17 protein-coding genes are annotated in these 21,437 nt (G+C 58.9%); 9 read left to right on the top strand and 8 right to left on the bottom strand.

Features of this window, described 5'->3' with window-relative positions; translation table 11 throughout:
• Positions 1-178 precede the first annotated feature (178 nt).
• On the top strand, positions 179-2,539 hold the full coding sequence (locus KGB29_RS07900) for a tetratricopeptide repeat protein (protein WP_150813824.1): 2,361 nt from the start codon (positions 179-181) through the stop codon (positions 2,537-2,539).
• Between the two features lie 121 nt (positions 2,540-2,660).
• On the opposite strand, the gene KGB29_RS07905 is transcribed toward KGB29_RS07900, so the two are convergent.
• Both KGB29_RS07905 and KGB29_RS07910 read right to left on the bottom strand, forming a co-directional pair.
• Positions 2,661-3,140 carry a DUF934 domain-containing protein gene (locus tag KGB29_RS07905; RefSeq protein WP_150813826.1) on the bottom strand — a complete coding sequence of 160 codons (480 nt, stop codon included), beginning with the start codon at positions 3,138-3,140 and terminating at the stop codon, positions 2,661-2,663.
• On the bottom strand, positions 3,137-4,810 hold the full coding sequence (locus KGB29_RS07910) for a nitrite/sulfite reductase (protein WP_150813827.1): 1,674 nt from the start codon (positions 4,808-4,810) through the stop codon (positions 3,137-3,139). The genes KGB29_RS07905 and KGB29_RS07910 overlap by 4 nt, the downstream gene beginning before the upstream one ends.
• Positions 4,811-5,169: 359 nt before the next feature.
• On the opposite strand from KGB29_RS07910, the gene ccoN reads away from it, so the two are divergent.
• Together ccoN and KGB29_RS07920 are read left to right on the top strand one after the other, a co-directional pair.
• Positions 5,170-6,597: a cytochrome-c oxidase, cbb3-type subunit I gene (ccoN, locus tag KGB29_RS07915; protein WP_150813828.1), complete on the top strand. Its 1,428-nt coding sequence runs from the start codon at positions 5,170-5,172 to the stop codon at positions 6,595-6,597.
• Positions 6,597-6,818, top strand: coding sequence for a cbb3-type cytochrome c oxidase subunit 3 (locus KGB29_RS07920; RefSeq protein ID WP_150813829.1), 222 nt, complete (start codon positions 6,597-6,599; stop codon positions 6,816-6,818). Before ccoN ends, KGB29_RS07920 begins: the two co-directional genes overlap by 1 nt.
• Before the next feature lie 57 nt (positions 6,819-6,875).
• Here the strand turns inward: KGB29_RS07920 and KGB29_RS07925 are convergent, their stop codons facing one another.
• From KGB29_RS07925 to KGB29_RS07940, 4 genes are all read right to left on the bottom strand, one after another.
• The gene (locus tag KGB29_RS07925; protein WP_150813830.1) at positions 6,876-7,370 is read right to left on the bottom strand and encodes a hypothetical protein; all 495 of its coding nucleotides are present in this window, start codon (positions 7,368-7,370) and stop codon (positions 6,876-6,878) included.
• Between the two features lie 145 nt (positions 7,371-7,515).
• A complete protein-coding gene (locus tag KGB29_RS07930; RefSeq protein ID WP_150813831.1) occupies positions 7,516-8,037 on the bottom strand; it encodes a GNAT family N-acetyltransferase in 522 nt (173 codons plus the stop codon).
• Positions 8,038-8,210: 173 nt separating this feature from the next.
• Complete coding sequence (locus KGB29_RS07935; RefSeq protein ID WP_150813833.1) at positions 8,211-9,191, bottom strand: LysR family transcriptional regulator; 981 nt, start codon at positions 9,189-9,191, stop codon at positions 8,211-8,213.
• A gap of 73 nt (positions 9,192-9,264) precedes the next feature.
• Positions 9,265-9,705 carry a carboxymuconolactone decarboxylase family protein gene (locus tag KGB29_RS07940; protein WP_150813834.1) on the bottom strand — a complete coding sequence of 147 codons (441 nt, stop codon included), beginning with the start codon at positions 9,703-9,705 and terminating at the stop codon, positions 9,265-9,267.
• 204 nt (positions 9,706-9,909) lie between these two features.
• Between KGB29_RS07940 and KGB29_RS07945 the strand changes: the two genes are divergently transcribed.
• The 5 genes from KGB29_RS07945 (at position 9,910) to KGB29_RS07965 (ending at position 14,084) form a co-directional block, all read left to right on the top strand.
• On the top strand, positions 9,910-11,343 hold the full coding sequence (locus tag KGB29_RS07945) for a PLP-dependent aminotransferase family protein (RefSeq protein ID WP_150813835.1): 1,434 nt from the start codon (positions 9,910-9,912) through the stop codon (positions 11,341-11,343).
• Between the two features lie 123 nt (positions 11,344-11,466).
• On the top strand, positions 11,467-11,760 hold the full coding sequence (locus tag KGB29_RS07950) for an antibiotic biosynthesis monooxygenase family protein (protein WP_150813836.1): 294 nt from the start codon (positions 11,467-11,469) through the stop codon (positions 11,758-11,760).
• A gap of 241 nt (positions 11,761-12,001) precedes the next feature.
• Positions 12,002-12,421: a cupin domain-containing protein gene (locus KGB29_RS07955; RefSeq protein ID WP_150813838.1), complete on the top strand. Its 420-nt coding sequence runs from the start codon at positions 12,002-12,004 to the stop codon at positions 12,419-12,421.
• 228 nt (positions 12,422-12,649) lie between these two features.
• Entirely contained in the window at positions 12,650-13,363 is a 714-nt protein-coding gene (locus KGB29_RS07960; protein WP_150813839.1) for an ATPase, read from the top strand.
• Positions 13,364-13,508: 145 nt separating this feature from the next.
• Positions 13,509-14,084: a hypothetical protein gene (locus tag KGB29_RS07965; RefSeq protein WP_150813840.1), complete on the top strand. Its 576-nt coding sequence runs from the start codon at positions 13,509-13,511 to the stop codon at positions 14,082-14,084.
• Between the two features lie 90 nt (positions 14,085-14,174).
• Here KGB29_RS07965 and KGB29_RS07970 read toward each other — a convergent pair whose 3' ends face one another.
• Positions 14,175-19,073: an NAD-glutamate dehydrogenase gene (locus KGB29_RS07970; protein ID WP_150813841.1), complete on the bottom strand. Its 4,899-nt coding sequence runs from the start codon at positions 19,071-19,073 to the stop codon at positions 14,175-14,177.
• Positions 19,074-19,630: 557 nt separating this feature from the next.
• Entirely contained in the window at positions 19,631-20,722 is a 1,092-nt protein-coding gene (locus tag KGB29_RS07975; protein WP_150813842.1) for an RHS repeat-associated core domain-containing protein, read from the bottom strand.
• 211 nt (positions 20,723-20,933) lie between these two features.
• Here KGB29_RS07975 and KGB29_RS07980 point away from each other — a divergent pair, with 211 nt between their 5' ends.
• Positions 20,934-21,287, top strand: a complete 354-nt coding sequence (locus KGB29_RS07980) for a hypothetical protein (RefSeq protein ID WP_150813843.1) — start codon at positions 20,934-20,936, stop codon at positions 21,285-21,287.
• Positions 21,288-21,437: the final 150 nt, after the last annotated feature.

Here is a 21,437-nt window from a genome sequence, read left to right on the forward strand (position 1 = left end):
GTCTGGTGTTGTTCACGACAATTGAGTACGACACAAAACACTGTGGGAGCGGGCTTGCCCGCGAAGGGGCCATCAGCCTCAAAACAACATCATTTGACACAGACCGGTCATCCGGCAAAGCTGCATCGAGCTTCATCGCGCGCCGCAAGGCAATCGCACCTGGACCATGGAAGTCGTAATGCCGAAACATAAAAATAAAGCTGCAACCCCAAACCCTGATTCGCAACCGACCCTGATCAACCGTTACCTGTTCCCTGTCACCATTGGCGTCCTGCTGCTGGCTGTGGCGGGTATTGGCTGGTTTTTGCTGGGCAGTACACCGACGCCGCTCAAGCCAGTCCCCGTCAGCGCGCCTGCCGTGCAACCGGCCAAACCGCAACCGGTCGCTGTCGAGCCTGCGAAAATGGTCGATGAGCAACAATGCCAGGGCTGCCACGGCGAGCAGGTCAAGGACTGGCAAGGCTCCCATCACCAACTGGCGATGCAGCAAGCCAACGCGGACACCCTGCTCGGCGACTTCAACAACGTCACCTTCAAGGCCGAGAAAGAGACCACGGTGTTCTCGCGCAAAGGCGACGAATTCTGGGTCAACACGCCGGGTATCGATGGCAAGAATGCCGACTTCAAGGTCGCCTACACCTTTGGCATCACCCCCTTGCAGCAATACCTGATCGAGGTCGGCGAAGGCCGGCTCCAGGCCCTCGGCGTGGCCTGGGATACCGAGAAGCAGCGCTGGTTTCACCTCTATCCGGGTCAGGGCGTGACCTTCAAGAACCCGTTGCACTGGAGCAAGCCGAGCCAGAACGCCAACTTCATGTGCGTCGAGTGCCACACCACCGGTTACAAGCGCAATTTCGATGCGGCGAAAAACACCTTCGACAGTCACTGGAACAGCCTCGGTGTCGGCTGCCAGGCCTGCCACGGCCCGGCGTCCAATCACCTGGAATGGACCGCGAAGAAAACCGACCTGATCCACGTAGGCTTTGCCGTCGACCTCAAGGACAAGAACGCCACCGCCGAAATCGAAACCTGTGCCCGCTGCCACTCTCGCCGCGCGCCCCTTGACGATGGCTACACGGTCGGCAAACGGCTGATGGATGACTACCTGCCGAGCGTCCTGACCCGCGAGTTGTACGCGCTGGACGGCAAGATCAAGGACGAAGTGTTCGAGCACGGCTCCTTTGCCCAGAGCAAAATGTTCGACAAGGGCGTGCGTTGCAGCAACTGCCACAACCCCCACAGTACACAGTTGAAGGCACCCGGCAACGGTGTATGCCTGCAATGCCACAACACCGCTGGCAAAACCACCGTGGAAGGCGTCGACGGCAAGGGCCTGCAAGCGAAAAACTACGATTCCATCGAACACACTCGCCACACCATGGGCCAGCCGGGTTCGCAGTGCGTGGATTGCCACATGCCCGGCAAGTTCTACATGGGCAACGACTTGCGGCATGACCACAGCTTCAGCATTCCCAATCCTGAGCGAGCAAAGAAACTCGGTACGCCTGACGCCTGCCTGACCTGCCACAAAGGCAAGGCCGGCGACAAGGTCACCGAGCAGTTCATGCTGTGGAACACCGCCAATGCCAGCACGGTACAAGCCCCTCGCTACGACGACAGCCTGTGGCTGATTCGCAACGGCCAGCCCGGCGCCGCGCAGGCGTTGTTCGAGCAACTGCAACGCAGCAACCTGCCGGCGATCCAGCGCGCGACGCTGCTGGCCGAACTGCCGGCGTACCCGAGCGAAAAGGCGTTGAAACTGGCTACCAGGGACCTGGGCAACCCGGCACCGCAAGTCCGCGAGAGCGCGGTGCGGGCGATCAGCGCCTTCCTGCCGCCGGCGGAGCGCGCGCCATTGCTGACGCCGTTGCTGAGCGACCCGGTCCGGGCTGTACGCATCGCCGTCGCCCGGGACCTGCTCAGCGTGGCACGCAATGGCTTGGGCAGCGCCCAGGACGCCTGGAATGCCGCCATTGCCGAGTACGAAGCGGTGCAAAAAAGTCTGGCCGAGCGTGCCGAGGCCAACCTGAACCTGGCCATGCTCTATCAGGCCGATGGCCGCAGCGCAGAAGTCGAAGCTTTGCTGCGTACCGCCCTGCAGCGCGATCCGGACTTCTACCCGGCACTGGTCACCCTGGTGCAATGGCTGGAGGCCAGCGGACGCAGTCAGGAAGCCCATGCCCTACTGGCGCAAAGCCTCAAGGACCACCCCGACTCTGGTCTGCTGCAACACACCCAGGGCCTGGCGCTGATTCGTGCGGGCCAGGCCGCTCAAGCCATGCCGTACCTGCGCAAGGCCGCGCAACTGGAACCCCAGAGCGGGCAGTTCGGCTATGTGCTGGCAGTGGCCCTGCATGACAGCGGCAAGATTGACCAGGCGTGCGCCGAACTGGAACGGCTGTTGAAGGTGCAGCCGGCCAATCGCAATGCCCGGTTGTCGTTGATCCAGTATTACCTGGACAACGGCCAGGAGCCCAAGGCGCAGGTGCTGTTGCAGGGCTGGAAGAAAATGAACATGGGGGATCCGGCGTTGAAGTGACGGGAGATACTTGTAGGAGCGAGTTTGCTCGCGATGGCGTTACAGGCGACGCGTTTGTTCAAAAAAATCGCGTTTTCGTTGACGTCCATCGCGAGCAAGCTCGCTCCTACAGGGACCGAATTCAGCGCCGCCTGAACAACGGCCGCGGCTCAATCACCGAACGCCCGTACAACACGCTCATCCCCGCCAATCCCTTCAATGCATCTTCTGCGGATTTGTCTTCACGCACTGCAAAGCTGTCGAAACCGCATTGGCGCATGAGGCTGAGTTGATCGCGCAAGACATCGCCGATGGCGCGCAACTCGCCGGCCCAACCCAATCGCGCACGCAGCAGATACGCCTGGCTGTACCCGCGGCCATCGCGAAAGCTCGGAAAATCCAGGGCGATCAAGGGCAGTTGGGTAAACCACGGCTGGAGGCTTTCCACTTCATCGTCCGGCCCCAGCCACACGCCGTTTTGCGACGGGTTTTCCAGCCAACGGCTCAGCGGCAGAATCGTCGCACCCACGGGCAGCGGTGCTTGCGGGTCGCGCACAAGCTTCCACGGATCATCCGCGACAATCCGCGCCACGCCCTCTTCCAGCCGCAACAGATTGTTCATGCCGACACCTCCAGCACTTTCGCATAGACCGCCTCCTTGAACGGCTCTAGCCCGATCCGTTGGAAGGCGTCGACGAACAGTTCTTCGCTCTCGCGATAACGCACGAAGGTGTCGATGATGCGCTCGATCACCTCGGGCACTTCGGCGGAGCTGAAGGACGGGCCAATGACCTTGCCCAACGCACTGTTCTTGCCCTGGGCGCCGCCGAGGGTGATCTGGTACCACTCGGTGCCGTTCTTATCGACCCCCAGAATGCCGATGTTGCCGATGTGATGGTGACCGCAGGCATTCATGCAGCCGGAAATATTCAGGCTGATATCACCCAGGTCGTGCAGGTAGTCGAGGTCTTCGAAGCGAGCGGCAATAGCCTTGGCGATGGGAATCGACTTGGCGTTGGCCAGTGCGCAGAAGTCGCCACCGGGGCAGGCGATGATGTCGGTGAGCAATACGGCGTTGGCGCTGCCCAGATTGTGTCCGCAGGCCAGGCGCCACAGGGTGAACAGATCGGCCTTGGGCACGTCCGGAAGGACGATATTCTGCTCATGGGCAATGCGGATTTCACCGAAGCCAAAGCGCTCGGACCACTCGGCCACCGCCTCCATCTGCTCGGTGGTGACATCGCCCGGTGGCGCAGCGCTGCCGGGCTTGGTCGACAACACCACGCTGGCATAGCCCGATATTTTGTGCGGCTGCACGTTACGCTGCACCCAACGAGCGAACGCCGGGTTTTCGGCCAGGTGCGTGCCGAAATCGAGATTGGTGTCGGACAGATCACGATATGGCGGAGCGACGAACGCACTGGCCACCCGCTCGAACTCGTCAAGGGTCAGTTGCGCCGGGCCGTCCTTGAGGTACTGCCACTCTTCTTCCACTTCCCGGGCGAAGGCCTCGATGCCCAGGGCTTTGACCAGAATCTTGATTCGCGCCTTGTACTTGTTGTCCCGCCGGCCATGGCGGTTATACACCCGCAGCACCGCCTCTACGTAAGACAGCAGGTGCTGCCACGGCAAGCCTTCGCGGATCTGCACGCCGAGGATCGGCGTGCGCCCCAGACCGCCGCCCACCATGACTCGCAGGAGCATGTGTCCTTCGGAGCCTGGGTAAAGATAAAGGCCGATATCATGCATCATGATCGCCGCGCGGTCCTGCTCGGCCGAGCAGATGGCGATCTTGAACTTGCGCGGCAGGAACAGGAATTCCGGGTTGATGGTCGACCACTGCCGCAGAATTTCCGCCAACGGTCGCGGGTCAATCATTTCGTCGGCCGCAACCCCGGCAAAGGCTTCGGTGGTGATGTTGCGCACACAGTTGCCGGAGGTCTGGATCGCATGCATTTCCACCTCGGCCAGGCGTTCGAGGATCGAAGGCACCTGGGCCAGTTCGATCCAGTTGAACTGCATGTTCTGCCGGGTGGTGAAATGGCCGTAACCGCGATCGTAATCCCTGGCGATGCTCGCCAACGTACGCATCTGCCGGGCACTCAGCGTGCCGTAGGGAATCGCCACCCGCAGCATGTAGGCGTGTTTTTGCATGTACAGGCCGTTCTGCAGGCGCAATGGCAGGAACTCTTCTTCGTTCAGCTCACCGGCCAGAAAGCGCTCGACCTGATCACGAAACTGCGCAACTCGTTCGAGCACCAATGCCCGGTCGTAGTCGTCGTACTGATACATCTGGCTACCTCATCAGAATTAGGCACAGAACCCTGTAGGAGCGAGCTTGCTCGCGATGGAGGTCAACGAAAACGCGAACCTCCTGGATAAACGCGTCGTCCTTGACTCCATCGCGAGCAAGCTCGCTCCTGCAGGGGGCGCAAGTCGGGCTCTGCGGCTCGTTTCGAGGTAACGACTATGAGCTTGCGGCGCAGTACGTTACAGATTCACTTGAACTCTAAAAAACCGTATCAGAACACGACTGAAAGCCGCAGGAGTGGCGAAAAATCTGATCCGCACAAATGAATTTTCCCTGAGCCTGTTTTGTTTTTACCGGTGTTTTTACAGTGCACGGCATTGCAACCGAGGATGCATTGACCATGAGCACAACAACCATCGGACAGGCCTATAACTACAAGGTCGTCCGCCAATTCATCGTGGCGACCGTAATCTGGGGCATCGTGGGGATGGCGATGGGCGTGTGGATCGCCTCGCAACTGGTGTGGCCGCAGATGAACCTGGACCTGCCGTGGACCACCTTCGGCCGCTTGCGCCCGCTGCACACCAGCCTGGTGATTTTCGGTTTCGCCGGCAGCGCGCAATTCGCCGCCAGCTATTACGCGGTGCAACGTACCTGCCAGGTACGGCTGTTCTCGGACACACTCGCTGCCTTCACGTTCTGGGGCTGGCAGTCGGTGATTGTGGTGATGCTGATCACCCTGCCGCTGGGCTACACCACCACCAAGGAATACGCCGAAATCGAATTCACCGGCGCGGTGTGGATGACCGTGGTCTGGGTTGCGTACGCCGTGGTGTTCTTCACTACCGTAGTGCAACGCAAGACCAGACACATCTACGTCGGCAACTGGTTTTTCGGTGCATTCATCGTGGTCATCGCCATGCTACACGTGGTCAATCACCTATCGATTCCAGTCGACTGGTTCAAGTCCTATCCGGTGTATTCCGGGGCCACCGACGCCATGGTGCAATGGTGGTACGGGCACAACGCCGTGGGCTTTTTCCTGACCACCGGTTTCCTGGGGATGATGTATTACTTCGTGCCGAAACAGGCGGGCCGGCCGGTGTATTCCTATCGCCTGTCGATTGTGCACTTCTGGGCGCTGATCACCCTGTACATCTGGGCCGGCCCGCACCACTTGCACTACACCGCGCTGCCGGACTGGGCGCAGTCGCTGGGCATGGCCATGTCGCTGATCCTGCTGGCGCCGAGTTGGGGCGGAATGATCAACGGCATGATGACCCTGTCCGGTGCCTGGCATAAGTTGCGCACCGACCCGATCCTGCGTTTCCTGGTGCTATCCCTGGCGTTCTACGGCATGTCGACCTTCGAGGGGCCGATGATGGCGATCAAGACTGTCAACGCCCTCTCCCACTATACGGACTGGACCATCGGCCACGTGCACGCCGGGGCGCTTGGCTGGGTGGCGATGATTACCTTCGGTGCGACCTATCACATGGTGCCGAAGGTATTCGGGCGCGATCAGATGCACAGCACGCCGCTGATCAACCTGCACTTTTGGCTGGCGACCATCGGCACCGTGCTGTACATCGCCTCGATGTGGGTCAACGGCATCACCCAAGGCCTGATGTGGCGCGCGATCAACGATGACGGCACGCAGACCTACTCCTTCGTCGAAGCCTTGCAGGCAAGCCATCCGGGATTCGTCGTGCGCTTTGCCGGCGGGGTGTTCTTCCTCAGCGGTATGCTGCTGATGGCCTACAACGTGTGGCGCACGGTGCGGGTAACGGACGTGGCGATGGCCGAACGCGAGGCGCGGTTTGCCTGATGATTGAAGTCATATTGAACATTCTGGGTGTGGCATTTTTGTGGTTCGCCGTCGAGTATTGTCTGCGCCACCAGACCGCCGAGAGCCTGGACGATGCAAGCCTGATCCCGTTTGCGGATGACCCGGAAGTGGCGCGGCGGGTGGAGTTGGCGACCGGAAAAACCGTTAGAACACTGCCGCCGCAAGAGGCGAACCCGGATTGGGAAACCCTCGATATCTGATGTGGCACCGATTACTGTGGGAGCAAGCTTGCTCCCACAGGGTTGTATGTCGAGATTTCAGGCACGCTCTCGGGGAATCAGGCTTTGCAGTTGTTGCGCCAGGAAGTTTGCATCGAACTCAAAAGTGTCCGGGTCTTTCAAGCCATTGGTCTTGCGCCACTGCCAGCCAGTGGATGGCGGCAGGCACACCAGTGACACGCTGCCATAACGTGCGGCTGTAAAGCCCATCACCGCCACGGAAATCTGCCCGCCGACACCCATCACCTCCGGCACGAATTCCACCGGTTTGCCAGCGATCAGGATGCTCAGCTTTTCGGTCTTGAACGGAGAGGTCTCCACCAGAACACTCGGCCCCGACGCGACGTACACTTCGCGGTTCACTTCGAGCAGGTCAGGTGCCTTGACCGGTTCCAGCCACTGCTGGATCTGATCGAACAGCGCACCAATGCGCTTCGCCCACTCGGCCGATTGCGACTCGAACACTTGCTTTTTGTGCGCTTCGCTTTCGGCATAGTGGCGAAGCATTTCGCCCAGTTGCTGTACATCGTCCATAGCGGTGTTCCTTTGGTTGAAGCGGTGTTGCGGATATCAAGCATGGCAGATGCGCGTGGCGGGCGTACGAGTAAAAGCGTGAGCGGTACTGCCACCGCCGGACTGAATGCGCAGGAGGCGGTGGCGTTCGCCCTGGGTGGTTGACTCAACCGGCCTTGGGCATGCGGCGCAGACGCGCCATGCTCAAGGTGTCCACCAGCACGCCGTCACGCACGGCGTAGTCGCGGTACAGGCCCTCGGTTTCGAAGCCGAACTTGCGGTACAGGGAAATGGCCGCTTCGTTGTCGGCATACACCGAAAGCTCGATGCGCTGCAGATTCATCCAGTTGTCGGCGATATCCAGCGCCGTCGCGAGCAGCTTCGAGCCCACACCCTTGCCCTGCCACGCCACCGCAACGCCCATGCCGAAACTGCCGGCATGGCTGCGACGAATGCGTGAGAACTGCTCCAGGCCAATGTTGCCGATGACCGTGCCTTGATGCAGGGCCACCACATTCACCAAGCGTTCGTTATCCAGCGCAAGGCGACTGCGCCAGAGTTCGGTGGACTGAAACGGCATTTGCAAGGTTTGACGGGCGATGGCCGGGTCGTTGTACAGCGCCGCAACGCCTTCGATATGGGATTCGTTGAAGCGTTCGAGGGTGATGACGGGTTCGGTGGTTGGCATGGGTGAATCATCCTTGAAGCAGACATGGCCGTTCACTCTACAACGCGACCTTCGCGTGTGGCGAGAAACAATGTGGGAGCGGGCTTGCTCGCGAATGCGGTTGACCAGTCGCCTTCAATGTTGAATGTGATGGCGCCTTCGCGAGCAAGCCCGCGCCCACATTTTAATCGTGCTCAGCTTTCGAACCACTCCCGGCGCTCGCTGAAGGTGTTTTCGATCAATTCGACGATCATCCGTACTTGCTCGTCATCCCCGGAATCAGCATTGACCGCCATCCACACCTGACGCCGCATTGGCTGGTCAAACAGGCCCGGCAAGGCAATCAGCCCGCGGTCGAAGTGGCTCATGTAGTGCGGCAGCAGGCCGATGCCGGCACTGCAACGGATCATCTCCAGCATAAGCTCCCAGGATTGCAGTTGCACCACCCCGGCCGGGCGCTGATCCACCAGCGTATTCCATGGCCGGAAGCTTTCAACCTGGCCGTCCTGCCGCCATTGCACCAGGAGAAAATCGGCCAGGTCATCCAGGCATTCCGGCCTGGAGGCAACCCGCGAGTAGCGCTTGGCTATGTGCGGCAGGTAATCGAGTTGCGCCAGGCGCCGGGGTTCGGTGGTGGCAAAGCTCGGTCCCGGCAACGGCGATCCGGTCTCGCCCAGCCACACCACCACGTCGGCGCTGACCGCCTGCAAAGCCAGCTCGCTGTCGAGCGTCATGATCTCCAATCGAACGCTGGCGTTGCGCCGCAGCAGTGCAACCAGGTCACGTCCGAGAATGTCATGCAGGATCGAATCCGCCACGGCCAGGCGAATCAACGGCTGCTCGACCACCGGCAAACCGCGCTCATGGGCCAGGGCGATCAATTGTGCGTGCAAGCGCAAGCCATCGCGGCTGAGGCTCAAACCATTGTCGCAATGGTTGAACAGCGAACATTGGAGCTGCGTTTCCAGCAGCACCAGTTGCCTGCGCAGGCGCGTGGTCTTGATGTTGAGACTGCGGGCGGCCTGCATGAAGCAACCGCAACGGGCGCTGACGGTGAAACACAGCGCCAGTTCGGGGTCGATAGCCGCCGCCAACTGGCGCCAGGACGCACTTTTATCGATAGCTACACGATACTCCGCAGCCCCCTGGTGGGCGCTGGCTTCCATGAATGACATCGAGGACTCCCTGTCGATCTGACACTGACAGGTACATCCTGCGGATCGTTCATGAACCTGCTGTGACAATGACTCAGGCGCTGGGTGTCTGCCGAAAGCTCACGGCCAGGCGATTCCAGCTGTTGATGGTGGTAACGGCAATGGTCAGGTCGACCATTTCGCTTTCACTGAACTGCTCCCTGGCTTGCGCGTAGACATCGTCCGGCACATGGCTTTCGGAGAGCAAGGTGACCGCCTCGGTCCAGGCCAGCGCGGCTCTTTCCCGAGGATTGAAAAAGTTGCTGTCGCGCCAGACCACAATGGAATACAGACGCCGGTCGCTTTCGCCCAGGCGCCGTGCATCCACCGAGTGCATATCGGTGCAAAAGGCACAGCCATTGAGCTGCGAAGCGCGAATCTTGATCAGGTGCAGCAGGGCCTGCTCGATACTCAGGCTGCTGGCCAGGGCCTCCATGGCGATCATGGCTTTCATCGCTTTGGGCGACGCGCTGTAGTAATCCAGACGGGGGTTCATGGGGCGATCTCGTGCAGGCGTGATGTGATCTTCACGGTAGTCGCTGGCGCAGGGGCATGACAGATCCAATCAGGCGATTTCCCCGGGGACCACCGCCGCCAGACCAATTGACGGTTTTTCCACTGCACAACTTCTGTACCACAAGCGGATAAGAGTAATCTTGCGCGACGCACACGCGCCCAACAGCCCCGGAGCCTCGCCGGTATGGAACTACATGTTGTCATCAACGGTCGCAAGGACCTGGCCGGCCAGCTGTACAACCAACTGCGCAGCGCTATCGAGTCCGGTCGCCTGACCGCCGGGACACAACTGCCCCCCAGCCGCTTGCTGGCCGAACAACTGGGTATTTCGCGCAAGACCATTTCCGACACCTACGCCCAACTGACTTACGAAAACTTCCTCACCGGGGTGGTCGGCAAAGGTACCTATGTCAACGCACGCTCGTCGAAGGTGCAGCGTAAACAGAACCACACCGAACTCGGCGGCTTCGAGGTGATCGAGTACTGGCGCAACCTGCCGGTGTTTCTGCGTCATCCGACCCTGGAAGGCTCGCTGCGCTACGACTTCATTGGTGGCGCCACCAGCAAGGGCCAGTTTCCCCAGGATGACTGGCGGCGCTGCACCTCTCATGCAATGCGCCAGATTGCCGGTTCCAAGGGCTTATACAGCCAGCCCGAGGGCTTGCCGGCGCTACGTAACGCCATTGCGCAGCACATCGCGTTCTCCCGCGGGGTCAATTGTCAGGATGAGGATGTGGTGGTGTGCAACGGCGCGCAGCAGGCGCTGGACCTGATTGCCCGGGTGCTGATCAGTCCGGGCAGCCTGGTCGCCATGGAAGACCCCGGCTACCCGCCGGCGCGCCTGCTGTTCGGCACCCATGGCGCCACGGTCATTGGCGTACCGGTGGACGCCGAAGGCATTGTGGTGGACCAGATTCCTCGCGGCACGCGCCTGATCTACGTCACCCCCTCGCACCAGTTCCCGCTGGGCATGCCGATGAGTCAGGCGCGCCGGGAAGCACTGCTGGCCAAGGCCCATGAGTTGGGTGCGATCATCATCGAGGACGACTACGACAGTGAGTTCCGCTATGACGGCCGCCCCACCGATTCCCTGCAAAGCATGGATGAACGGGGAATCGTCGCGTACGTCGGGACGTTCTCCAAAACCCTGTTACCGGAACTGCGGCTCGGCTACGGGATCCTGCCGCCGGCGATCCTCGAGGCCGTGGTGCGCGCCAAGCAGCTCACCGACCTGCACACCTCGACCCTGCCGCAGTGGGCGCTGGCCAAGTTCATCGCCGAAGGTTGCCTGCTCAAGCACATCCGGCGCTGCCATACGATCTATGCCGGGCGCCGCGAGCGGATCCTGACGCGCATGGCAGGCGATCTTTCGCCCTGGCTGGAGGCGGTACCGTCCACTGCAGGTTTCCACATGGTGGTGATGTGCAAAGTGCCGATGGATATTCCATTGGTGATCGAACTGGCGAAAAAAGTCGAAGTCGGGCTATATGCCATCGACAGCTTTTTCTATCAGGAAACGCCCAGGGCCGGGCTTTTTTTCGGTTTTGGCGCCATCGAAACCCTCGACATCGACATCGCCCTGGACCGGTTGCGCGACATCCTGCAGCAAGTGGCCTGACGGATTGGCCTGCGGTTTTATCCGGGGATTGGCTATTGGCGGTCCCGGGGGCCGGGCCTATCCTGCATAGGCGTTATCCCTCAATGAGCAGGATTCGTCCGGCCTGATTCAGGAGTGTGAGCAATGTCCCATGAAGTGATCAATACCGTACAGGTACAGGCCGCCGCCGGGCGCTCGGAAGAACTGGGTAAGCAACTGCAAAAGATTGTCGAAACCCTGCGTGAACTTCCCGGGTGCGAATCCTATATGGTCGACCGCTGCCCCGAGGACACCAATCGCTGGACCGTCAGCGCCCACTGGCAATCGGAAGAGGCCATGCGATCGCATTTCAACTGCCCGCAAGTCCAGGGTTTCATCGACCTGATCGATTGCCAACTGGCCAACTCCGTCGACTTCAACAGCTTTCCGATCCGCTAGCCCCCCCCCCCTGTAGGAGCGAGCTCGCTCGCGATGGTCGTCAACGATAACGCGTGCTTCCTGGTTAAACGCGGCGAATCTGAATCCATCGCGAGCAAGCTCGCTCCTACAGAACTCCCCCCCGCTGGAGCGAGCCGCCCAGACATTGGTCCCCTGACCTTCCCGAATATTGGCTGTTTGATTGCCCCTCGCGGCGGACTAGATTGGTTCCTGACCACTTATCCAACGCAGGTAATGAACCATGAACGTTTTGCGCTTCTGTGCCGCTCCCCTTGTTGCCCTGACCCTGGCCGTCGGCGCCCCGGCATTCGCCCATGAAGCCGGCGACCCCTCGGAAAAAGTGACGGTATTGCAGGATCACATGCTGAAAAACGTGCCGGGCAAAAAAGCACTGATGATCGAAGTCGACTACAAGCCCGGCCAATCGTCCATCGCCCACAAGCACGACGGTACAGCCATGGCCTACGTCCTGTCGGGGTCTGTCACCTCTCAGGTGAAAGGCGAGAAAGCAGTGACGTACAAGGCGGGCGAATTCTGGTACGAAGCAGCCGGCTCCGAGCATCTGGTATCGAAAAACGCCAGCGCTACCGAGCCTGCCAAGTTGCTGGTGTTCATGGTGTTGTCGCCGGACGAACAGGTGCTGGTCCCCCTGAAAAACTGATCGCTGAACGAACAGCCATAAATAAACACGCCCAAATTTTCTATTCGGGCGTTTTTACTTCCCGGGGCAATTAACCCGACTTGTTTAAATCAAACAAAACTATAGCTCGACTGTTATCCACGCAATCGGCTGTTTCATTCTGCACTTCCCGCTTTAGTCTGGAACAACTGCCGATCAGTTCCGGCAACTTCAATTTCCTTACTAATGTTGTTTCACTGGAGTAACACAATGAAACTTGCACTTGTCAGTACGTTTACCCTATCAGCTGCACTTTTGGCTGGCTGCTCGGTTCCCACCGCACCCTCTGCGGGGCCTTCGCTGGAAAGTGTGTTCACCGAACCGGTCGGCCGCAGCAACGCGACTCGTATTCCCAACGGCAGCAATGTGGCCCTGGGCGTGGTGTACAGCCAAAACACCCAGGCTAACCGTGCCTATCTACAGAATTACCAGGCCAATGCCGGCACCGGCTTCGGCCAGAGCCTGCTGGTACGGGAGATCCACGACGCCTACGTCGCCACCTCCAGACCCGACCTTGCGGTGGATTGGGTCAAGGCCTCGCTTCAACGGCAATTCGGATCGGTCACCGTGTACCCGGACATGCAGAGCCTCAAGGCGGCGAAACCGGATGTGGTAGCCATTGTCGACAGCCGTAGCCAATTGATCACCTCGCGCAGTTCGGACGTCGAGTCCAAAGTCAGTGCCGATTTCTATGACAGCCAATTCAACTACATCGGCACGGCACAAGGTTATGACGCCAGAGCGCTCAGCCCGGTATGGGCGGACTATAAACGCAGTGAAGAGATTGTTGCCGATATTAACGAGCAACAAAACGTGCAAGTAAGGGCGCTGCAGAAGTTTGACCGGTCGCTCAGCAATTTATTGACCAGCCCGACAAGTAATGTCTCGATGATCGACACAGCGTCAGAGCTGAAACTGTATTAAGGCTGCGACAAATATTGTGAGTAAACCCCGACCGGGACAGGAAGGGTTTGCTCACAAATAATCAAGACCGCGACTTTTAAATAGCGGTATCTTCAGATCCGCGCTACAGCGCCAACCACCATTTTCTACAGACAAGGACGTCTTCATGACTAAAGACCAGGAAAGATCCTTCATTGCCCGCATCACGTGCAATGGAATGAACATGACATTTTTTGACCAGATATTGAGCGTGAGTCATTTTGAACCTCAGAGACTCAAATCGCCGATCCCGCCCAATATAGTGTCTACCTTTGAAGCCTATGATCCTGCAAGCCGAACAATGCGCCCTGTAGGAGGCAGAAAACGGACGGCCATGGTCATCCACTTCAGGTGTTATGACGACTACTACAACATGCAGATTCTGAGTGAAGCGTACTATCAGAAATATTTCAGCCAGGGCGACCAAGGGGTGCTTGGCGCCTATCCGGCGGCCGGCGGTGATACCACCTCCTTCAATTTGCTGGATGGTTATCATCAAATTATTACACTGGATGATTTGAACGCCTCTAAAGCCAGCGTTTATTTGAAAGCACGTAACGCAGGAATTATCAGACAAGAAATCTGGCGTGATCCGGCGTACAGCAGGTGCTTTACCGATAAGACTGGCGACGCTGTCACGTTCGAGCTGGAAATTCTGGAAAGGCAGGTCTCTTCGCCCGCAAGCTCTACACCCTACAGCTGAGTTCCAAACATGGGCCGGCGTGTTGTCTTGCCTCTGGAATGAAAAAAGCCCCGCATCTCTCGATGCGGGGCTTTTTCATTCAACGCCTGATCAGGCAGCCGGTTCCAGCTCGGCGGCGGCAACGGTGGCAGGCACCACCGCTTGACCGCTCAACGCCAGGTCCAGCAGTTCGCGGTTGGCCACCGCGTACATGGCGTAGTCGGTGCCGCTGGCGGCACGGATTTCCACCAGCATGGCACGCCAGCGTTCGATCATGCCTTCATGCTGCTGCATCCACAGGTCCAGGCGTGTTTCCACCTCCTGGGAACCGTCGCCCTGTTGCAGGACCGAGATGGTGATCGCACGTTGCTGCCAGTCGACGTCATCACGGAACGCTTCACGGGCCAGGGCTTGCCAGTTGTTTTCAACCGGCAGAGCGCTGATCTGTTGCAGGTACCAGGTGATGTCCAGTGCACTGCCCACGGCGAAGTAGGCCTTGGCCACGTCGGCAGGATCCTGGCCGGTCACGTCGGAAGCCTCGATGATCGGCAGCAGCGTATACAGGTGCGTGGTGCCAGCCACCATGCGCGCCAGCAACTCCGGCACACCGGCTTCGACGTACGCCTGATAACGGGTCTGCCAGGTTTCGCGGATCTCGCCACTGAGCAATTCGTCGAGTTTGAGGCCCAGCGCCGCCAGATGCGGACCGAAGTGCGCGACGTCACGGGCAGCGTTCTGCTCGTTGCGACGGGCACGCAGGAACCAGCGCGTGGCGCGACGGCCCAGGCGCATCAGCTCGTCCATCAGCTCCAGTTGTACGTCGGCGGAAACCTTGTAGTCCAGGTTTTCAATCTGACGGAACCAGTGCGGGAGGTGGAAAATGTCACGCACGATCACATAAGCACCGGCCACGTTCGCCGGGCTCATGCCGGTCGACTCTTTGAGTCGTTGAACGAAGGTGATACCCATGTGGTTGACCAGATCGTTGGCAATCTGGGTGCTGACGATTTCGCGCTTCAGACGGTGACGACGCATCGCCGCGGAGAACTTGCTCACCAGTGTTGGCGGGAAAGCGGTTTCCATGTCGCGGGTCAGGTAGTCGTCGTCCGGCACCAGGGAGCCCAGCAACTGCTCCTTGAGGTCGATCTTGCTGTACGAAATCAGCACCGACAGCTCGGCACGGGTCAGGCCATGGCCTTCTGCGATGCGCTCGTTGATCGCTTCTTCGGCCGGCAGGAACTCGATGGCGCGATCCAGCTTGCCGCGACCTTCCAGGTCGTTCATCAGGCGCTTGTATTCGGCAATCCGCGGCAATGCACGGCGGGCTGCCAACGACAGGGCCTGAGTCTGCTTGTAGTTGTTACCCAGCACCAGACCACCGACTTCGTCGGTCATGCTCGCCAGCAACTCATTACGTTGCTTGTCGGTCATGTCGCCGGCCTGAACCACTTCGTTGAGCAGGATCTTGATGTTCACTTCGTGGTCGGAGCAGTCCACGCCACCGGCGTTGTCGATGAAGTCGGTGTTGGAACCGCCGCCATTGAGGCCGAACTCGACGCGACCCAGTTGGGTCATGCCCAGGTTACCGCCCTCGCCCACGACTTTGCAGCGCAGTTCGTTGCCGTTCACCCGCAGTGCATCGTTGGCCTTGTCGCCGACATCGGCGTGGCTTTCGCTGCTGGCCTTGACGTAAGTACCGATACCGCCGTTCCACAACAGATCCACCGGCGCCTTGAGCAAGGCGTTGAGCAGTTCGGTCGGGGTCAGCTTGTCGGCCTGGATATCGAAGCGTTCCTGCATTTGCGGGGAAATCGCAATGCTCTTCGCGCTACGGGAGAAGATGCCGCCGCCTTCGGACATGAGGCTGGTGTCGTAGTCCGACCAGGCCGAACGTGGCAGGTCGAACAGGCGCTGACGCTCGGCGAAGCTCGACGCCGGCTCAGGGTTCGGATCGATAAAAATGTGCAGGTGGTTGAACGCTGCGACCAGTTGCAGCTTGTCGGACATCAGCAAGCCGTTACCGAACACGTCACCGGCCATGTCGCCGACACCGACCACGGTGATGCTGTCTTCCTGGACATTGATGCCGCGCTCGCGGAAGTGGCGCTGTACGCCGACCCACGCGCCCTTGGCGGTGATGCCCATTTTCTTGTGGTCGTAACCGGCCGAACCACCGGACGCAAACGCGTCACCCAGCCAGAAACCGTAGTCGATGGCGATGCCGTTGGCGATGTCGGAGAAGGTCGCAGTGCCCTTGTCTGCCGCTACGACCAGGTACGGGTCATCGTCGTCATGACGCACGACGTTGGCCGGCGGCACCAGGGCGCCGTCCTTCAGGTTGTCGGTGATGTCCAACAGACCCGAAATGAAGATGCGGTAGCAGGCGATGCCCTCGGCCGCGATCTCGTCACGGCTGCCGCCCAGTGGCAGGCGACGCGGCAGAAAGCCGCCCTTCGCACCCACCGGCACGATGACCGAGTTCTTCACTTGCTGGGCTTTTACCAGGCCCAGGACTTCGGTACGGAAGTCTTCTTCACGGTCGGACCAGCGCAGGCCACCACGGGCCACGTTGCCGAAGCGCAGGTGCACGCCTTCGACGCGCGGCGAGTAAACGAAGATTTCGAACTTCGGTACAGGCTTGGGCAGCTCGGGAATCAAGTGCGGGTTGAACTTGAAGCTGAAGTACGACTTGTTATGGCCGTTGGCGTCAGTCTGGTAGAAGTTGGTGCGCAGGGTGGCCTTGATCAGGTCCAGGTAGCGACGCAGGATGCGGTCTTCGTTCAGTACCTGGACGTCGTCCAGGGCGCTGAGGATCGCGTGTTCCAGGCGTTGCTGCTTGTCTCCCAGATCTTCGCCGGTCAGCTTGCGCGCCAGGTAGAAACGGGTCTTGAACAACCGGGTCAGCTCGTGAGCGATGTCGGTGTGGTTATTCAGGGTGCTGGCGATATAGCCCAGGTCGAAGCCCAGACGGATCTGCTTCATGTAGCGGGCGTAGGCACGCAGCAGCGCCACGTCGCGCCATGGCAGGCCGGCGGTCAGTACCAGACGGTTGAACCCGTCGTTCTCGGCATCGCCACGCACGATGTGGACGAATGCGTCCTGCAGCGTGTCGTTCAACTGCTGGATGTCGAGTTCCAGGCCTTCGGCGGCGGTGAACGCGAAATCGTGAATCCAGAACTCGCGGCCACTGTTGTGGCGCAGGCGATACGGGAACTCACCCAGCACGCGCAGGCCGAGGTTTTCCAGGATCGGCAGCACGTCGGACAGCGCCAGCGGGGTATCGGCGTGGTACAGCTTGCAGTGCAGCATGCGCTGGCCGGAAACCTGACCCAGCGGCTGGTAGAAGCTCATCACCAGCGGATTTTTTTCGTTGAGGCTCAGCAGGTGCTGCATGTCGACCACAGCCGAGTGGGCTGCGAAACGCTCGCGGTAACCGGCCGGGAAGCCTTTCGGGAAGTCGGCCAGCACGTTGGTGCCATGGGCTTCACCGAAGCTTTCAACGGTCAGGGCAGCGTAGTCGTCCTGCCAGCTGCGGCAGGCCTGCACCACTTCTTTTTCCAGCAGCAGCGGGTCGATATCGAGGCGGTTTTTCGGGTCGACGCGCAGAATCAACTGCACGCGGGCCAGCACGGACTCGGAGAAGAAGGTCCAGAACTCGCAGTCCGAGGCTTTCAGGCGATCCATCAGCACTTGCTGGATCTTCTGGCGCACTTCGGTGGAATAGATGTCACGCGGCACGTAGGCCAGGCAGTAGCAGAAACGGCCGTACGGGTCTTTGCGCAGGAACACGCGAATCTTGTTGCGTTCCTGGATCTGCACGATCGACATCACGGTGCTGAACAGCTCGTCCACCGGGGTCTGGAACAGATCGTCGCGCGGCAGCACTTCGAGCACCTGCGCCAGTTCCTTGCCCAGGTGTGCCTTGGCCTGGAAACCGGAACGGCGTTCGATTTCCTCGACCTTGCGGCGGATGTACGGGATCACCCGCACGCTCTCGCCATACACCGACGAGGTGTACAGACCCATGAAACGGCATTCCTTGATGACCTTGCCGTCGGCGTCGATTTCACGGATCGACACGTAGTCCGGGTAAGCCGGACGGTGTACACGGCTTGGGTGCGCGGCCTTGGCGAACGACAGCAGGGTCGGTTCGCGCAGGTAGTTCACGGCGTAGTCTTCGATGCGCAGGTCATCGTAGGTCAGGCCGGCACGCAGCAGCTTGGTCAGGCCGAGGAAGGAGTCCTTGTCGTAGACGATATGGCCGCCATCGGCTTCGTCGCTGACCACGAACTCTTCGTAGCCGAGGAAGGTGAAGTGGTTGCCCACCAGCCATTCCAGGAAGCTCTTGATTTCGTTCTTCTCGTCGCCATCGACGACGAACTGGCTGTTGTCCAGCTTGGTCAGGATGTCCTGGACCTTGGCCTTCATCGGCTCGAAATCGCCGACGGCCACGCGGACTTCACCGAGCACCTGCTCCAGCTCTTTGCTCAGCACATTGAGCTCGGCGGTGTTGGCGCAGCGGTCGATCTCCAGGTACATCAGCGATTCTTGCTGAATGTCGTCGCCCTGGGTGCCTTTAGGCAGGATTTCCAGCAACTCGCCCTTGCTGCCACGACGCACGCTCAGCACGGTGGTTTGCAGGGTATGGATGCTGTAGCCGCGGCGGTTCAGCTCGGTACGCACCGAGTCCACCAGGAAAGGCAGGTCGTGGTGCAGCACTTCGACCGCGGTATGGGTCGACTGCCAGCCGTGGCGTTCGTAATCAGGGTTGTAGACGCGCACTTGCGGCTGCGCGTGATCAAAGCGCTCAAGCATGCGCCATGCAGAAAGGGTGCAGCCAGCAAGGTCGGACAACCGACGCTGGGTCAGCTCGTCAAGGGAAATGATGCCGAAGAATTGTTCAGAAAACAGCGCCACTTGTGGCAGTGCCTGTTCACTGATGTGCTGCGCCAGTGCCGCTTGCAGTTGGTGCTGGAAGTCGGCTTTGCTGGCTGCGGTGAAGAACGCCATCTGTGGTACTCCGCTTGGGCTTGTTATTGATGAAAGCGTCGCGTGCAAAACCCCTTTCGGGGTGGTCCGTCACCCGGTTCCTGATTCTCGGGCAGAGGAAACAGGGTGACAGGTGGGTGAAGCTGGACGAGACACTCAGGTCACATTCACCTTCCGTGAATGGGCATCTGCAAAAACGACTGGACTGCGTGCAGCGCAATGTCTTTACGGGTGCTCATCCGTTGCGCAGCTTAACGAGTGCGGCAAGGCCCGTGCTTGCGGTGCTGCGACATATTCGGTCAACGGTACGCTGCTCAACGCATGCGCATCGAACAACACTAGCATTCGCATGGGATTTTGGGCGTTTTATGCACGGACTTGCAGGGCGCGGGTGTCAATATGACCGACAGAGGTGGTTCCGGTCCCAACATCGTATTTTTCTTTATTGGCCGCTAGTATCAAGCCAGAAGAGGGGAGATTTTAAACCCGAATGTAGCAGATGGCGAGTATGCCTTGATGGACACCTTGGAATAGGGCCATCAGGCTATTTTACTCGTGCAAGAACTTCAAAATACGAATCAGGCTCTAATGTTGTCAGCCAACTTTGATGGCACTTCCGATGCAGGGTAAAAAGTCTGGGGTTCATACTGAGCTCCAATCTTCTTCAATCGCGCCCGGCTACTTGCCGAACGACCTTTGCTTATCCCAAATTCTATAGACTCAGGGATTTTGCCACCATCAAAAGCTGACAACATATTGTCTAAAGTAGCACCTACAACCCCGTGATAACCTTTCACGGGGCGCCCCGAAATCCGAGAAAAAGATTCAGCGAGCGAAACCGACTGCCCCACACTATCTGCTGAAAAGCACGAGACCATGTGAACACTATCAAATTCTCTAGCAAACACACCATTTTTTTCGAGAAGCTTGTTTAGCATGAGTGCATCGACTTCAACGCCCTTGGCGGGTGAAATTATGCCGGGTAATCCGTGCCCCACAATTGTTAGCCTGACCCCTTTTTTATCTAGAGTACCAAATGCAACTAAACCGCTGGAGATCTTTTTATAGTTGCTAACAGGATTAACAGCCACTACACTGCCGCTAAACTCAGGAGCCAACGCCAACCACCTGTATAAAAATGAATGCCCCGTAGGATCAGTCATATTCACAGGATCACCCTTGCAGTAAGCATAACTATTCAACCCACCCTTTCCAAATGGACTCAAACTATCAGGGCTATTAAAGCGCATCAAATACGGATTAAAAGCACGATAGCCATTACCAAGCAAGTAGTGACCAGTTACTGGATCTGGTTGTTCACCATTGAAACCCAGCACACTCGCCAATCCGCTTTCCAAAGGACGATGACCGTATGGAGAATAAGCAATGGGTATGTGACGACTCATTTGGAGTGCGGCCAGTACAGAGCGTGAAAGATCCGATGCCAACAAACCGATTTCAATTTTTTCTCCACTTCGTTGCTGCTGCGCAAGGAGCTGCCCGCCGCTCTGAACAATCGAAACCGTCTCTGTACCCCGCACCTCCGTAACCAGATGGTCTTCAGAGTAAAACCGCTGACGTTCCGCGTCATCCAACGGGCTGGTACTCATCAGTCGATCCAGCGCATCGTACTGATAGCGGGCGAGTGTTGTTTTCTGCATGCCGTGCATAGAGGGGCTCCAACAAATCAAAATCACGGAAGTATGATTATTGGAGAGATATGAATAGGTAACCACTAGCAGAACTGCTAGGCAGTTGAACCTGGACCGGTTTCTCCTGCAGATATGCAGTGTTGAATTTCATAGCCACTCAATACAATCCAGCAAAAAAACCTTCGCACTGGCACAATCGCACGCTACAGCCAAACATCTGGAATTTCCCATGCAAATGACCACCGCCCTCTTGATCGTCAACCCTTGCGACGACGAAGAAGACAACATGGCCATGCTCTGCTGCCACAGCGACCAGGGCGAAATGTTCCTGATGAGCCGCTACCCGGATGAAGACGAGCTGGAAATCACTCTGGACGGCGAGCCTTCGACCCTCGATGGCGTGAAAGTCACCCTCAGCCCTTCCCTGCTGAAGATCGAAATTGCCGCGGCTGATGCCGATGCGCTCAATGGCGACGATGTACTGGAAATCACCTTTGATGCCGACATGGTGGATATGGATGAAGTTGAGCTGACCTTGAAGAACATTCTTGATGGCACTGGCACCTTCATTAGCCAGCTCTGAATATCAGCGCCTGTTCCGACCTCATCGCGAGCAAGCTCGCTCCCACATTTGATTGCATGCCTCAGTGACGGCGTGGTCCCCTGTGGGAGCGAGCTCGCTCGCGATGGCGTCAGTAAGCCCGCCACAATACTGAAATGGAATGAACCTCCA

The sequence above is a fragment of the Pseudomonas sp. BF-B-30 genome (assembly GCF_019956305.1).
Classification (GTDB): Bacteria; Pseudomonadota; Gammaproteobacteria; order Pseudomonadales; family Pseudomonadaceae; genus Aquipseudomonas; species Aquipseudomonas jessenii.